Below are 14,825 nucleotides of genomic sequence, written 5' to 3' on the forward strand. Positions count from 1 at the left end.
GTTCTTAAATTGAAGATTATTGATAATAGTCTAACGAGTGTATATGCACCTGATTATAATAGCGCTCTGGCAGAGTTTGACAGCCGTCATTATCCAACCGCATACGGTTTTCTTGGCATTTCAATCCTTAGTCAAGCTCACATTTGCTCCTGGCGAATAGAATCTTATTTGTATCTCTTTAACCAAACTCTCGTGATACGCACTCCAAATAGTTTAATTATCCATGAGCCAAATAAAGAAAAAATTTTATTTTTAAATCCTGGGATAACCAGTATTTTGCCAGATAAAAAACCTTTAAATGCAATTTTAGCTACTTTTTGAGCTGACATCGAAGGTAATAAATAGAGCCTGACATTATGATCACCAATATTAGCTCGTTGTAAAAAAGCAGTTTTGGTAACTCCCGGGCAAACAACGGTTACAGAGACACCTGAATCACGCAATTCTTCGGCTAATGCTTTTGAAAACGTTACGATATAGGATTTGGTAGCACAATAAACTGACATTTGTGGGATAGGCATGAAAGCAGCTAATGAAGCAATATTAAGTATCTTCCCTTTGCCTTTTTGCAGCATGGCTGGTAACAATAAATGAGTTAAAGCAGTTAATGCACGAATATTTACCGCCAATAGATCCATTTGCGAGTCGAGGCTTGTATCAAAAAAGGTTCCAAAAGTACTGAAGCCGGCGCTGTTAACTAAGGCATCCACTTGAATGTTATGTGCATCTAAATAGGATTTTATCGCTAATCCGGCGTCTTTATTTTTCAAATCTTGAATAATGATAAAAACATTAATATTACAGTTTGAAAGCGTTTTGGCTAATTCTTCCAGCGGCTCTCGTAGCCTCCCTACTAAAATTAAATTATAACCTCGGGCAGCAAATAGTAGAGCCAATTCCTTACCAATACCACTTGAGGCACCAGTGATTAATGCGGTCTCTGTTGTCATAAAGTTCCACTAAATGGTTTTAAAAAATAAAACTAAATGCCGCAAAAGACATACCGGCACTACCTACGCAACTGATTACCCGGTCTCCTCGTTTTAATTTATGTGCATTAAGCGCCATAAACATCCCAGCTGGGACTGAGGCTGAAACTAAATTCCCGGTTTCTGGAAAAATACAAAATAATTTATCACCTAAACCCACCGCTTCTGCTCCCATTTGCCAACTGTTTTTGGTTGAGGCATGTGGAAGCAGAATGTCAATTGCATTGCTATCAATAGAAAGTTTTCTGATAATGTTTATTCCTTCAATATAACCGTGCTTGTGTAAATCAAAGCCATAAGATGTAAATCGGTAGGCACCGTTTTTTCCTATTTTATTGGTGGAGTTATCACAGAATGATTCGTAGTTAGGGAAGGGGATTGTGCATAAATCAGCTAAATCAGTACGTGATGAAAATTGAAATTCCCAAGGTTCGCTGTCCTCATTGGATAAAAAGGTAACTGAGGCTCCTTCTCCAACTGTAAACGCGGGAAAGGTATATTGAAGCTGTTGCACTGCGCTGAGTTTAAAAAGAGCGGGGTAGAAATATTCTTTAATATTAAACTCTGCGTTAACAATAATAATACGTTTATAGTTCCCCAGTTTAAAATAATTGTGTGCAAGATGTACGGCCCTAACCCAGCTCATGCATGCGTCCAAAATATCAAAGCAATGGGTGTGATCGAGTTTTAATGCATGAGCAATCATATAGGAGTTTCCTGGTTCAATAAAACCTTTACCAACTCCCACATAGATTAATAAATCAATATCCTTTTTTTGCCAACCAGTTTCCACTAATCCTTTATTAAAGGCATCTGTCACCATTTGTATCGGGAGTTCATCTTCAGCACGCCAATAACGATTATTCGCCCCAGCCATTTTTAATATTTTACTTACATGGGCGAGTATTCTCTGCTTTTCTTTTTCGGCAGTTTCCGTACTCTCGTCCGCGATTAATTGCAAAATATCTTCATTACTTACGGTACGAGAAGGAAGTGATAGTTGCACTGAATTAATTTTCATAAAGTGCTCCGGTGATTTAAATAGTCGGTAATGTAGCCAGCAGCCTTACTTACGCCATCTTCTTTGACTATTTTTGTTTGTAATTCTTTTGCGCAACAAGAGAGCGATTTGTTGTTAATGAGCTCATTAATAGCAGCCGTTAAATTATCAAAGGTTAATTTTTTGTAGGGAATGGGTTGAGTTGCGGCTCCCAATTTTGCAATGCTGTGACTCCAATAGGGCTGATCTAAAAAAAATGGGATAGGAATAGAGGGTTTCCCCGCTAATAAAGCCGCTGCGGTTATGCCTGCTCCACCATGATGAATGATGCCAGTTGTTTTAGGGAACAACCAATCATGAGGAATTGACTTAACGTATATTAAATGAGGGGGCAACTGATCAAGTACTGATTTAGGCCAATGACCACTCAAAACTCCTCTTTGTTTGGTGTGTAATAAGGCATCACTAATTAATTGGATTAATGTGTTATCTTGAACCGTAACTACAGAACCAAAACCGATGTAAATAGGGGGTGATCCAGCTAATAGGAAGTCTAGAAGCGGTTTATCGGGCTGCCAATTTGAAGCAGCAGGTAAATACCAATAACCCGTTATTTTTATGTGATCACGCCAATCCTTGGGTTTTTTAAAAATTGACGGACTCATATTATATAATGCTAACTCTTCATTTTGGCGTATTGTGCGCCAATACAAAAAAGACTGTTTAATTGGAGGTAAATTGAGCTGTTCAATCCGCCATTGATTGATTTGGGGACGAAAATAATACCACAGCAAAATTTCCATAAAATACCATCCCGCTAGTCGGCGTAAAGCCCCATTTTGTTTAGGAACCCTTTTTAGAGGATAGGGAAATTCAGCAGTGGGGTGCAAGGGTTGCGAGTAGGCTGGAATCGCTTTTATATTCAGTTTTTCTGCAATACTAGATGCTATATTAGTGCCAAGTACCCCATAAACAATCGCATCGGCATGCTGGCAAGCCAGCCAACACTCCACTAAGATGGTATTTGCTATAGTTAATTGCATGCTGGAAAAAATTTTAGCGGCAGCCAACGGATTCGTAGTAGCCATAAGTCTCTGCCCTTGCTTTCCCCCTAGTAGCTCAATAGGACTCCCTGATAGGGGGTAATGCGCTATTCCATAATCATAAATTAATGCTGAGTGCTCATCATGAGTAGCAATAACTACGGTATGATTTAATTTTTTAAGCCCTAAGGCTAATGCTATAAACGGTTGTATGTCGCCCCTGCTGCCGAGCGCCAAGAGCACAATGTTCATCAAAATCCTATATCATTGCATGCATTCCACTAAGTATAGCATTTTGTTTAAATAATGCTCTATTGGTCTTTGGTTCTCATTTCACTCTCAAGTGTAAAAAAAATTTCCACGATCTTCTCCAACTATCTGTTTGATGCCTTTATAAGCCAAAACTGAGACTGGGATTGAGTGGCATTTTGTTGCAATGAGAGTCCATATAATCAATGCATGCGTTTAGTTGTTTACTACGATCTTGTGTGGCTTTAAAAGAACTCACCCATATGTCAAGTGCTACTGTTCATGCCTGGTGGATTAAATGTATGAACAGTTGCCCCAGTCGCTTTTGCCTGTCTAGCCATATCCTTTAGTATGCTACTAATCCTTTTGAGTAACTGGGAATAATACTTTTGATCTGAATATTTGAATTTTTCTTTTGAAACAGTCTGTCATGATGAACCCAAAAAGAGCCATCTGGTATATAATTATATATAAAAAGAATTAATAAATTATTAGAGTGGTGTTTTGGTGAGTTTGAGTCCAAAGAATTTGGTTACTTGTTAGGAATGACTAGAGGGTTAAGTTGCAAGTTCAACATTTTCAAATCATCACATTAACCCCTTTAGAGTACTCATTTTCTTGATTGGGTGCATTTTCAACAAAAGTTCTTATAATGTCAGCCTCTACCGGACTGACTTCGACAAGAAGGCTAGGGGTTACTAAATCCTCGAATTTTTCTGAAATCACATCCATTAACTCGGTTTCATGACTCATGTGGTTTTCTCCCGTTTATTAATTACCCATATGGGTGTGATCATTCCCTTGATTTGTCTTGTGTGAACAAGACCATAATATCGACCATCGAATGACCATTCGCTTTGACTGGTCATCGTCATGATTTCATCTTCTTGAAGTTGATAATTCATTACCTGCCATTGAGGTAAAGTGCGATTCATTCCATCCTGTAATTTTGGTTTTGAATAGGGAATTAGCATTTGATTCACAAAAACCCCTTCATTTGTCACAGAGAGGATATCGCCAGATACAGCCACCACTTTTTTCATTAAATAGCCATATCCATTACAATAAAGACCTTGGTCTATATAGCCTCTGTTCTTGGCTAATCTGAAAGTTTGCCTATCATCTGGACAAAATATCACATAAGTATTTTTTAGCGGCTCTGTCCCGGTGATGCAAAATAGGCCTACAGGAATGGATTCAGTAAGATTTATCCTAAAGCCCATAGAATGAAACAATGAGCCTGCAGCAATAGTACTTATTAGAAAAATAGCGATTATGATGGACGGTTTTTTCACAGCCTGATCACCTCATCCTCACTTAAACGAACACGTAAAATATCTGAGTGAATAGGTGCCTCTACAGATGCTCTAGCCATGAAGACTGGATCTTTAAAATAAAGCGGTTGTTTACCATAAATAGCAGGGAAGCCCGCTGCATAAACAACCATGTCGCCTGCTTCAACAATCAAGCCATTAGAATCTTTTTTAGGCCCTGGCATACGTAGGCACTCATCAACGGTTAAAAGAGGTCTCGATATTTCCTGAATAGTTTTTGATATTTGATTTAAGAACGTAGAAAAGCGTTTACCGCTGGCGGTGATGTGTTCTTTAACAATAGTTGTTTGGCCTGTCAGCTTGGAAAGATGCTCTGCTGTTTCAACTCTATTGGGTGGATAAGCATTTTGGATGTGGCAATTAGAAGTAATGGTCTCATCAGGGCCATAGCCACGTTCACGGCTTTTAAGCTGATTAATGTCCTGACAAATTAGGTAAAATTTTAAACCATAACCAGCAACAAAAGCTAATGACTCTTGTAAAATATCGAGTTTTCCAAGGCTTGGAAATTCATCAATCATGCAAAGCAGTCGATGTTTATACGTTTTTTTAGCACTCACATACGATAATCCTTTGTCATCGGATACACGCTCAAATTCCATTTTATCAGCTAATAGTCTCACTATCATATTAATCATGACTCTAACCAGAGGTTGAAGCCTAGCCTTGTCGCAAGGCTTGGTAACAATATAGAGACTCACAGGATTTTCATGGTTCATCAAATCTCGAATACAAAAATCAGAGGAAGAGACGTTATGTGCTACTACTGGATCTCGGTATAACGCCAAATAAGATTTTAAAGTAGATAATACAGAGCCTGCTTCATCAATGGGTCGGTCTATCATGTCACGCGCGGAGGCTGAAATAACAGGATGGGTTTTGCCCTCAATATGTGGGTATTGCGTCATTTCAATGAGCAGGTCGGCAATATTAATATTGGGATCAACCAGCATGCGGTCAATGTTGGGAAATGTGGCTGGTTCTCCCTGGTTGTTCAGTTTATAAATCGTATGCAGAATAAAACCAACCAAAAGAGCTTGAGAGGTTTTTTGCCAGTGCGTCTCCAATCCTTTACCATCAGGATCAACTACAAGTGTTGCCAAATTTTGCACGTCACCGACCTCTGATTCGGTACCTACTCTGATTTCATTTAGTGGGTTCCAGCGTGCACTTTCTTTTAACGTTGCCGGCTCAAATCGAATGACTTTGTTGTTAGCATGTTTCTGCCGCCATCCGGAAGTACATGCCCAAAGTTCACCTTTTAAATCGGTAATGACGCAGGATTGCTTCCAGGATAAAAGGGTAGGGATCACTAGACCAACTCCTTTCCCTGATCGTGTTGGCGCATAGGTTAAAACATGCTCAGGCCCATTGTGGCGCAAATAATGAATCTCTCCTTTGTCATCTTCGAATGCGCCAACATAAACTCCTTCATCAAGGCCTACGAGGCTTGCACTGTTTAAATCTTCCCAATTAGCCCATCTGGCTGAACCATGGAGGTAATCACTCACATTGTTCTTTTTAAAATATTTGGAAGCCAACACGATCATCATTAAAAAGAGACAGCCAATCATGACAATTAGACCAAAGGCAGCATTAAATGAATCTGGATAATAGGATTGATATTTAAAAGCCCAAATAAAAATCTGCCAAGGCATATAAACATGGGCGAATGAAGCCCCTAGTACATCAGCATAGTGAAATTGATGCGCAAAAAACTGTGTTCCAATTTGCATACTGATTAAAAAAGAACAAATCACTAACCAGATATGCGTTTTATTTGCCTTGCCATGATTTTTTTCTCTGACTTGAGGGCCTATGGCTTTATTCAGTTTGTTTTGGCTCATTGGCTCTCTCCCGATGCCCTTTGGTTCACAAACTGACTGACCTCATCTGATGTATCAATTCCTGAACTAAAGCTACCTCCAGGAGTACCCATAGACAGAATATTTTGTGCGTTGGATTCTTGCGACTCAGAAGCAGGTGAATCTACCTTGTTCTGAATTGCCTCAGCAATTTTCCCACCCGTTGTGCCAGCAATTTTTTCAGCAATTGCCTCTTTAATCGAGTTTGCTTTTTCACGAGCTACATCCATAGTACCTGATGCTAAATGAGAACCAAAAGAACCTGCAAATTTGGCCGCTGTTCCCATGGCTTCGGCTAACCCACCTGTTTTAAATCCTTTATCCATTCCTGAGAGTGCACTTGTATCGCCAGAGTTGGTTGATTGACTGGCTGCTTTAAAGGCCGCATTAAGTGCGGATAATCCACCACCACTATGGGCAAGTGCGGTGCCTGCTGCACCTGTCATGGCAGCACCAGCTATTCCTGCTGCTCCTAGTGCACCACCAAGACCAATACTACCACCGCCACCAGAGCCCCCGCCTGAAACAATAGAAGCCAAGGCTGGTGGGATTTTATTAATAAGAACTAGCAACACCACGGCCACAACCAGCATGACAAACATCTCTTTTAACATGATGTTGTTTGACATGGCCGCATAGTATTGGTCGACAAAGGACTTACCAATGCCAATAATTAAAATCATGGCAAATGCTTGTAATGCAATACCTAATACCGTTTTGTAATAGTTAATCGCAATATCTTGGGTCCAACGCCCACCGCCAAAGCCTAATAAAATGATGCCGCCATAGGTTAATATCCAGGCAGTAATTAAGATAATGAGCATGTTAATGCTGACTAACGCCAATACGATTAGAATTACACCAGCCACGATTAATCCCACTGTGGTTGCCGCAGGCGACCAAATTGAGGAGCTGTCTATGGCATGCGAGACGATATCAAATCCCACATCCACAATAGCAGAAGGGGAGACTTGCTTATTGATGCCCGATGCACGCGCTGCAAGTTGTCGCATGGAATCAATAATAGATGTTGCAATCTCAGGACCATTATCTAAAATCCAATAGAAAAAACCGACAACCACCAAAAACCGCACCGTTTCGGCTAAAAACTCCTGAATGTCGGCCCTGCGTAATGCCATAAGGCCATATGTCCAAACCATACTGATTAAGGCCAGAGACCAAAAAAGGTATCTGGCATAACTTAAAATGGTTTTGCTCCACATGGCTGATGTGTTTGAAAATCGAAACAAAATGTTATCCAACAAATCTTTGCTATCGATACCTGAGTTCGTCGCATAAGAGCACGTCGAAAAAGCAAGCAAACATAATAAGATGAAGGTAGTGGTTGTCTTTTTATTCATAGGGCTACCACTCTTTTCCTGAGCTTTTGGAATAACTGCCGCTTCTAAAGCAGGCGTCCCCTATAGCTTGTAACTCTTCTTGGGTGCGATTATCACGTGGGCTATTGCAAGTTAAAGATGCTAAATGCTTGGCTTTTGTTTCAGCATTATCGCAACCTGAAAGCACACCTGTAAGTACTATAATAAATAAACTTAAACGTCTCATGTTTTCTCCTTGTTGTTATGAGCTACCATGTTTTACCAGAACTTTTGTGAAAGGTCCCCATTCTAAAATGCTCATCACCTGCTTCTTGAATGGCCTCCTTGTTGGTAATCGCTGCATCTCTAACCGCTTGGGCATTTTGTTGTGCTAATAGCAGACCTCTAATTTGTAGCAATTGATGTGATTGATTGCTTGCAAGTTGAGAAGCAGCTTGTAAGGCTTGCTTTTGACCGGTAGCTGTTTGTGCTTGTGATTGTAAAGTGCGCAGTTTTGCTGAATCAGCTTTTAGGCTTTGTTGCTGCTTATCAATGCCTTTGAGCATGGCGTCATTAGTACGCTTTTGGGCAACGGACGTGGCAAGCTTACTTTGATTAATCTTTTTGAGCTCCTCAGCGGAGCATTGACCATTACCATTAAAGCAAGTGTTATTCTGGTAATACTCCTGGTTTTGAAATTTATCCAGATACCCTTGAAGGCTACCTGTTTCTTGTTTGTAGTAGTCCAGGGTGTCGGTGGATTCCAGCAGATTATTAATCACAGAATTGGCATCATCCCATTGATAAGAGGTTAGGGACTTGGTGTTATCTAACATGTTTTGATATTGCTGTAGTTGGTTTTTGTATTGGTCGACTTGCGTTTTATACTCACTTACTTGGTTTGCAATCATCTTCCCATTTTGTATCCAATTTGCAGCATCAAATACTGGTGCACCATTAGCAAAAGTCTGAAGGCTCCATAAAAAAACGAGTGTTGCTTTACATTTCATAACATTCCCCTTTTATTCATATGCAAACTGTTGATATGGACGTTTAAAGGTCAGATCTTTCACGACCATAATGTTGAAGCGATACCCTGGGCGAACCCGAATGGTGGGAGCGACATTTAGATTTTTCGCAACAAGCTGTGATGTTACTTCGCCTAATTGTTGTCCCAATGCTTGACTCATAACACTACCTGCTGTGGGTGGGCCATATCCAAACTGATTGGTTTGATTCGTATTCTGGCTGTAGGTAATGCCTGCCACGATGCCAGACATCAACAATGCTGAGCCATAAATTCGTGCATAGTGGTTTTGGACCTGGTCGCGAAATCCTCCATATCCGGCACTATCCGCACCAGGCATGGAGCCAATATCCAATGCTTTGCCATCAGGAAACACCAGGCGCTGCCAGGCCACGAGTACTGAGTTCTGGCCAAAGCTTACGTCGCTGGAATAGATACCAAAGAGTTTGGTTCCCTGAGGAATGAGTAGGTATTTACCCGTTGCCGTGTCATACACGTTTTGTGAAACCTGACCGATAATTTGTCCTGGGAGTTCTGATGAAATGCCGCTAATCATAACCCCAGGTATGACGGCACCTGCTCTTAATTCATAACGGCTATTGGGATTTTCAAGTCTTGAGTTTAAATGCCAGCGCATCTCATTTTCTTCGCCGCCTAAGTTTTGTGGCGTAGGATTGCCGTGCTGAGTTTGTAGGAGTGTAAGCTGCTCTTTAAAGTTCATGGATGCATCACTGTTGTTGCTGATGCTAGCATTCATCACGTCCTTACTGTTCAAGCGTGCGTTATCTACCATAACGGATGTTTTAGCTTTAACCGCCTCTTCGAATTCTTGCGTTTTTTCTTGGCGAATGCGCTCGATTTCAGCTTCAGATACTTCAGGGGTGAAGGGTTCTTCTTTAAGAGGTGGTTCAGGAAGTGATAATGGTGCTGTTGCATTGAGCGCAATCATTTCACTTTTTATTGGGATTACAGCGGTTTTATGGCTCCCCACCACATCATTGGCTAGAAGCATTGTGTTCTTTTTTAGGCTTTTCATGGGTGCTATTTCTGGTGCCTGGTTTTGTGCATTCGCTCTTTTATTGGCAACGAGCGCTATCATCAAAACAAACAGCGTCAAAATACCTATGGCAATAATCAGCGGCACGTTATTTACTCGTTTAACACCGGCAGTTTTAAGCTTTTGTGGCGAGCTTTCGGGTGATAAATAATCATTATTTTGATTCATCTGCGTTACTCCTTATGAGACCAAAGGCTTTTGCACCTGGTAACCGTTACCTTTTCTTGGGATGAGCCGCTTCCAATCACAAGAATTGCCTTATCAAAAACACCATCGACAATGTAGCGACATCCTTGCAGACGATAGTTCACCATGACGGTTTCTGATTTATGAAATACTCCACGGCTTCTTAAAACCAATAAGGCAGGAGCCTCACTATGTACCATGGATCTTGGCATCTCGATGATGGTTTTAACCCCATTGTTATAAACCCGAACCGGTTTAAATCGTGCACGACCTCTAATTTGGTAGTTAAAGTTAAGGTTTTCTAAATATTCATGGGGTTCTGGTTGGAGTTTTATGGTTCGTTTTTGCTTAAGCACCTGCCTTTTGGCTTTGGCATCATTTGGATAGGTAAACGATACATAAGGCATAAACTCCGTTCGGTCAGACTTTAATCTAAAGTGATAGGTGCGTCTGTTGGTGGTCACCACCATAGAGGTATCAAGTCCAACATCTTTAGGTTTAATAATGATATGAATTTGTTGTAGGGAGCCTTCACCTGTGATGGATGGCTCAACAATAAAGCGAGGGTCGCCCACATTCATGTCGTTAAATAGTTCCCCGGGTTGTAAGGCAATATCACAGACTTGTAAGGGTGCGCATACGATTCTAATTTGTCCTGATCCAAAAACATAACTGACTGAGCCATCAGTGGATGCATAGGGCTTGCTTGTGTGCTTTCCTTTTTGCAAACGCTCCGCAATGTCGATGGCTTGCTGTTCTTGAATAGCAAGCCTTGGTGATTCTTGCGAAAAATATCGAGTTGCTAGCGATTCATTATCCAGGGCAAACGTTGTGAATGAGATGGTAAACCCTAACAGGAGCATTATTTTTTTCATGCGTTTTCTCCATGCTTTAATTCATACGACCAGTTAAAATCACGCACATAAATTAAATGAGGGTTTTTCAAAATCGATTCACTGGAGATGTCATTAAGTTCATTGTCCTGATACATGGTAATCATTGCCTTCATCATGCGAGGCTTTTCTTTAAGCGTGCCGTCACGGTTTCTAATCGTCTCAACCCAATCGACTTGCCAGGTCTCGGAAGACTCTTGAAGTACCGAGCGAATTTCAATGCTTACGATTTCATGTGTGGCTCTTTCAAAGGGGTTGGATTGTTGTTTGTCACTATAAAACTCTTGAACTTTGGTTAAGGCTGCATCATTGGCGTTCAAATAGGAATAAACTTGAAACACCGCTTTTTTTTGTAATTCGACATCAAGACTTACCATGCGAATGTTTTCGATAAAATGTGCCGCTGCAGCTCTGTAATCATCAATACTGGCCTGAATCACATTATCAGCTCGCGTGACAGACAAGGTATTGCCATTGGCATCTTGTTGAAACACCAAAGGAATAAACTTGGATTGACTGCCAATCGTTATTAGTCCGCCAACGCAAGCTAAAGCGACCAAAAGACTACCTAATCCGACTAATTGCCATACTTGAAGGGATTTCATAAGTCCCGCCGTATGAGCATTCCAGGCGCGACGGGCGTTTAGGTAGGGGTTCGAGGTAAGATTTTTTTTCATGCCGCTTCTCCGTGTTCTTCTGTGGTAATTCCTTGTTCTGAAAGCCAGTAAGACACCCAGGCTTTGCCATATTGAGATTCAAGCTGTTTCATCTGCGTGATAGAGTCGGGATCGGTTGCACCTACAAAGGCTAAGGCATAAGGCCCTAGTGCCAATTGATACAGTCGTTGGCCTTTTTCACTCACAAAGTAATAGTCACGCTTAGGTTGGGCATTCGCTATAATGTCAATCTGACGTGGATTTAATCCCATGCGCTCATAGATGGCGCGAGTTTCTGGATCGCGTGCATAGAGATTGGGTAAGAAGATTTTGGTAGCAGTAGACTCAACAATAATGTCTAAAATGCCAGAATTAGCAGCATGCGATAAATGTTGGGTTGCCATAAACACCACGCAGTTTTTTTTCGCCATGGAATCAAGCCATTCTGCAATCTTGTTTTTAAAGACGGGGTGAGCGAGCATTAGCCAGGCTTCATCAAGTAAAATAAGCGTTGAACGGCCATCTAACGAGGTTTCAATGCGGCGAAACAAATAGAGCAACACGGGGAGTGCGAATTTTTCACCTAAACCCATTAAGTGCTCAATTTCAAAGGTCATGAAAGACGATAAACCAAGGCCATCACGCTCTGCATCCAAGAGGTGTCCCATCAAGCCATCAATCGTATATTGCTTGAGCGTCTCACGAATGGGCTCATCTTGAATGGTTATCACAAATTCAGATAAGGTTTTAGAGCCACTTTGATGCATGCTCATAATGGCATGGCCGATTTCATTTCGTTGGGCAGGTGTTGTGTTTAAACCATTTAAGGCAAGAATCGTATCAATCCACTCCATAGCCCAAGCTCTATCGGCCTTCGTCTCTAAAAACTGTAAGGGTGCAAAAGCAAGACGGCTTTCTTTATCGGCAATAGTAAAATGCTCACCACCAGTTGCCTTGCACGTTGGATACATGGACATGCCTTTATCAAAAGAATAAATTCGAGCGTCTTTATAACGTCGCCAAGATAATGCCAATAAACCAAGATGAGTAGATTTTCCAGAGCGGGTCGGGCCAAACATAATGCCATGACCTAAGTCTCGGACATGAAGATTTAAGCGAAAGGGCGCATTACCACTGGTCACGCAATGCATCAACGGCGGTGAATGAGGTGGAAACAATGGGCAAGGTGCTTTGTCTTCCCCAGTCCAAATGCTTGATGTGGGTATAAGGTCTGCCAAATTCATGGTGTTGATTAAAGGGCGTCTGATGTTTTCAACGCCATGTCCTGGCAGGCTACCCATAAAGGCATCCATGGTGTTAATGGTTTCAGTTCGAGCGGTAAAGCCTAGGGCATTGATGTTTTTTTCTATAAATAGTGCGGCGTGCTCAACGGCAGCCCTTTCTTCATCCATTAACACAACGACAGAAGTGTAGTAGCCTTGCGCGACCATGCCAGAGTTCGTTTCAGCAATGGCCGCTTGGGCATCGTTCACCATATTAAGCGCGTCTTCATCCACAATACCTGAGCGTGTATTAAAAATTTGGTCAAAAAATCCCCTGACTTTTTGTTTCCATTTTTTACGGAACTTGGTGAAGTGGGCAACTGCTTCATGGGTATCCATAAAGATAAAGCGCGAGTTCCAGCGATAGCTAACAGGAAGCTGAGTTAACAGGGTTAAAATGCCAGGATAAGACTCCATGGGAAACCCTTCAATGGCAACACATTGAATGAACTGTCGACCCAATTTAGGCGTGATACCCATTGTTAATTCCTGGCCACCAATTAATGCATCGAGATAAATCGGGTTTTTCGGCAAATTAATGGGATGATTAACCCCTGTAACACAGTATTGAATGTGCTTTAAAAAGTTATCTTGGATGATGGGCTTGTCATCAATAATGCGAGTTTCTGAACCCAGTCGCTCTAAATGAAATGCTGCACTCATACGGGATTCAAAGTTTCGGCAGGATTGTTTGAAGGCATCGATTAATTGCTGAGTTTTTGCTTTTTGGCTCAAGTGCTCACTTGAATCGTCAAACATCAATTCAACAAAACGCTTTTGTACCAAAACCGGTGGATACCAGGTTAAAGTAATCACAAAATACCCTTCATACAAAGTGCCTATGCGCTCAAAGAGCTGTCTTCGTTCGTCATCAATGGCGCGTGATACCGCATCAGGAAAGTGTGAATCCTCTTGCTTGCTGTACCCAGGTGCTTGATGTCTTATGCAATCGACATGAATCATCCATCCACTTCCCATAGAGGAGAGCGCTTGATTGATACGAAAGGAAATCATCTCACGAGCCTCATCGGTACTATTTGCAATGTCTTCCCCTTGATAAATCCAGGCTGCCATAAAAGAGCCGTTTTTACCGATGATTACTCCATCGTCAACTACGGCGGCAAAATTTAATAAATCAACCAATCCTGAAGTTTTGCCTCGATGTTTTTTGGTATGGAGTTCGCGGCTTTTCATGCGAAGGCTTGCAAACAAGAGACTCAAAAAAAGAAGTCCTGCGATGCTGATTAAAAGCGTTATGAAAGCAATCATAGGTATCCCCTTGTATTATTCCTAAATGGAGTGGAGCGTGCAGGGTAGTAAGATTGATAGCTTCTTTGTCTAAGATAGACTGCCCTCATCTGAGGGTCTGATTTTGCCATAAGCCGAAGCCCTTTGAGTGATAAAAACCAAAGGGCCGCGCCCATAGTAGCAGCTAACCAGTCTTGCGCTGCAAAGACTAAAATGGCGGATAGCAAACCTGAAAACATAACAAGCTCGCGATCCCCTCCCATAAAGAGGCTTGCGCGGTTGCCACAACTTCTTATTGGAACGGTGCGAAGACTCATCGTGATAACTCCATAGGTTTAGAGATTTCGGCCCCTTTTCCTGTAATGGCGGTCATGGTATTTTGTGCCGCGACTAAAAATGATAGGACCAATACAAAAAAGACGAGCGTTCTCATAAAACCATTCATGTCCCCACCAAAAATAAGGGTGGCACCTGCGGCGACTAGCCCTATGATTGCTGCAGAAAAAGCAAAGGGACCGGTAATGGATTTTTGTATTTTGGTAAGCCATGAGTCGAAGGGGAGGCCTCCTCCAGCACTTGAGGCGCTTGCTGGTTCTGTCATTAAGAGTAGTAATAAAATGACAACCCCCATCATCCAAAGGTGTTTTTCATTAATGCGTAACGTTTGAGTCATAGC

15 protein-coding genes are annotated in these 14,825 nt (G+C 41.6%); all 15 read right to left on the minus strand.

The genetic code is table 11. The features are described from left to right. Nucleotides 1-164 precede the first annotated feature (164 nt). A complete protein-coding gene (locus ACWTEW_RS02385) occupies nt 165-950 on the minus strand; it encodes an SDR family NAD(P)-dependent oxidoreductase (RefSeq protein ID WP_032832000.1) in 786 nt (261 codons plus the stop codon). A gap of 19 nt (nt 951-969) precedes the next feature. Beyond that, on the minus strand, nt 970-2,010 hold the full coding sequence (locus tag ACWTEW_RS02390; protein ID WP_028378564.1) for a 3-oxoacyl-[acyl-carrier-protein] synthase III C-terminal domain-containing protein: 1,041 nt from the start codon (nt 2,008-2,010) through the stop codon (nt 970-972). Next, nucleotides 2,007-3,284 (minus strand): glycosyltransferase, encoded by a 1,278-nt coding sequence (locus tag ACWTEW_RS02395; RefSeq protein ID WP_050598484.1) that lies wholly within the window; start codon nt 3,282-3,284, stop codon nt 2,007-2,009. The genes ACWTEW_RS02390 and ACWTEW_RS02395 overlap by 4 nt, the downstream gene beginning before the upstream one ends. 576 nt (nt 3,285-3,860) lie before the next feature. Next, nucleotides 3,861-4,034: a hypothetical protein gene (locus ACWTEW_RS02400; RefSeq protein WP_028378563.1), complete on the minus strand. Its 174-nt coding sequence runs from the start codon at nt 4,032-4,034 to the stop codon at nt 3,861-3,863. Then, nucleotides 4,031-4,576: a conjugative transfer signal peptidase TraF gene (gene traF / locus ACWTEW_RS02405; RefSeq protein ID WP_028378562.1), complete on the minus strand. Its 546-nt coding sequence runs from the start codon at nt 4,574-4,576 to the stop codon at nt 4,031-4,033. Before traF ends, ACWTEW_RS02400 begins: the two co-directional genes overlap by 4 nt. Continuing rightward, nucleotides 4,573-6,462: a type IV secretory system conjugative DNA transfer family protein gene (locus tag ACWTEW_RS02410; protein ID WP_028378561.1), complete on the minus strand. Its 1,890-nt coding sequence runs from the start codon at nt 6,460-6,462 to the stop codon at nt 4,573-4,575. Before ACWTEW_RS02410 ends, traF begins: the two co-directional genes overlap by 4 nt. Then, nucleotides 6,459-7,841: a P-type conjugative transfer protein TrbL gene (trbL, locus tag ACWTEW_RS02415; protein ID WP_028378560.1), complete on the minus strand. Its 1,383-nt coding sequence runs from the start codon at nt 7,839-7,841 to the stop codon at nt 6,459-6,461. The genes ACWTEW_RS02410 and trbL overlap by 4 nt, the downstream gene beginning before the upstream one ends. A gap of 4 nt (nt 7,842-7,845) precedes the next feature. Next, complete coding sequence (locus ACWTEW_RS02420) at nt 7,846-8,046, minus strand: hypothetical protein (RefSeq protein ID WP_028378559.1); 201 nt, start codon at nt 8,044-8,046, stop codon at nt 7,846-7,848. Between the two features lie 22 nt (nt 8,047-8,068). Further along, nucleotides 8,069-8,809 carry a P-type conjugative transfer protein TrbJ gene (trbJ, locus tag ACWTEW_RS02425; RefSeq protein ID WP_028378558.1) on the minus strand — a complete coding sequence of 247 codons (741 nt, stop codon included), beginning with the start codon at nt 8,807-8,809 and terminating at the stop codon, nt 8,069-8,071. Between the two features lie 12 nt (nt 8,810-8,821). Beyond that, the gene (locus ACWTEW_RS02430; protein WP_028378557.1) at nt 8,822-10,051 is read right to left on the minus strand and encodes a TrbI/VirB10 family protein; all 1,230 of its coding nucleotides are present in this window, start codon (nt 10,049-10,051) and stop codon (nt 8,822-8,824) included. A 5-nt stretch (nt 10,052-10,056) separates the two neighbouring features. Then, a complete protein-coding gene (trbG, locus tag ACWTEW_RS02435) occupies nt 10,057-10,944 on the minus strand; it encodes a P-type conjugative transfer protein TrbG (protein WP_028378556.1) in 888 nt (295 codons plus the stop codon). Then, nucleotides 10,941-11,639 (minus strand): conjugal transfer protein TrbF, encoded by a 699-nt coding sequence (locus ACWTEW_RS02440; RefSeq protein WP_028378555.1) that lies wholly within the window; start codon nt 11,637-11,639, stop codon nt 10,941-10,943. The genes trbG and ACWTEW_RS02440 overlap by 4 nt, the downstream gene beginning before the upstream one ends. Continuing rightward, a complete protein-coding gene (locus ACWTEW_RS02445) occupies nt 11,636-14,170 on the minus strand; it encodes a VirB4 family type IV secretion/conjugal transfer ATPase (protein WP_028378554.1) in 2,535 nt (844 codons plus the stop codon). The genes ACWTEW_RS02440 and ACWTEW_RS02445 overlap by 4 nt, the downstream gene beginning before the upstream one ends. Continuing rightward, nucleotides 14,167-14,466, minus strand: a complete 300-nt coding sequence (locus ACWTEW_RS02450) for a conjugal transfer protein TrbD (RefSeq protein WP_028378553.1) — start codon at nt 14,464-14,466, stop codon at nt 14,167-14,169. The genes ACWTEW_RS02445 and ACWTEW_RS02450 overlap by 4 nt, the downstream gene beginning before the upstream one ends. Further along, nucleotides 14,463-14,822, minus strand: a complete 360-nt coding sequence (locus ACWTEW_RS02455) for a TrbC/VirB2 family protein (protein WP_019234687.1) — start codon at nt 14,820-14,822, stop codon at nt 14,463-14,465. Before ACWTEW_RS02455 ends, ACWTEW_RS02450 begins: the two co-directional genes overlap by 4 nt. Between the last annotated feature and the right edge of the window lie 3 nt (nt 14,823-14,825).

The sequence above is a fragment of the Legionella stuttgartensis genome (assembly GCF_977063405.2).

Excerpts from the sequence above, each read along its gene's own strand:
- ACWTEW_RS02450 (WP_028378553.1), bottom strand. The coding sequence starts at position 14,466 with ATGAGTCTTCGCACCGTTCCAATAAGAAGTTGTGGCAACCGCGCAAGC.
- ACWTEW_RS02440 (WP_028378555.1), bottom strand. The coding sequence starts at position 11,639 with ATGAAAAAAAATCTTACCTCGAACCCCTACCTAAACGCCCGTCGCGCC.
- ACWTEW_RS02385 (WP_032832000.1), bottom strand. The coding sequence starts at position 950 with ATGACAACAGAGACCGCATTAATCACTGGTGCCTCAAGTGGTATTGGT.
- ACWTEW_RS02420 (WP_028378559.1), bottom strand. The coding sequence starts at position 8,046 with ATGAGACGTTTAAGTTTATTTATTATAGTACTTACAGGTGTGCTTTCA.
- ACWTEW_RS02410 (WP_028378561.1), bottom strand. The coding sequence starts at position 6,462 with ATGAGCCAAAACAAACTGAATAAAGCCATAGGCCCTCAAGTCAGAGAA.
- trbG (WP_028378556.1), bottom strand. The coding sequence starts at position 10,944 with ATGAAAAAAATAATGCTCCTGTTAGGGTTTACCATCTCATTCACAACG.
- ACWTEW_RS02395 (WP_050598484.1), bottom strand. The coding sequence starts at position 3,284 with ATGAACATTGTGCTCTTGGCGCTCGGCAGCAGGGGCGACATACAACCG.
- ACWTEW_RS02400 (WP_028378563.1), bottom strand. The coding sequence starts at position 4,034 with ATGAGTCATGAAACCGAGTTAATGGATGTGATTTCAGAAAAATTCGAG.
- trbL (WP_028378560.1), bottom strand. The coding sequence starts at position 7,841 with ATGAATAAAAAGACAACCACTACCTTCATCTTATTATGTTTGCTTGCT.
- ACWTEW_RS02430 (WP_028378557.1), bottom strand. The coding sequence starts at position 10,051 with ATGAATCAAAATAATGATTATTTATCACCCGAAAGCTCGCCACAAAAG.
- trbJ (WP_028378558.1), bottom strand. The coding sequence starts at position 8,809 with ATGAAATGTAAAGCAACACTCGTTTTTTTATGGAGCCTTCAGACTTTT.
- ACWTEW_RS02390 (WP_028378564.1), bottom strand. The coding sequence starts at position 2,010 with ATGAAAATTAATTCAGTGCAACTATCACTTCCTTCTCGTACCGTAAGT.
- ACWTEW_RS02445 (WP_028378554.1), bottom strand. The coding sequence starts at position 14,170 with ATGATTGCTTTCATAACGCTTTTAATCAGCATCGCAGGACTTCTTTTT.
- ACWTEW_RS02455 (WP_019234687.1), bottom strand. The coding sequence starts at position 14,822 with ATGACTCAAACGTTACGCATTAATGAAAAACACCTTTGGATGATGGGG.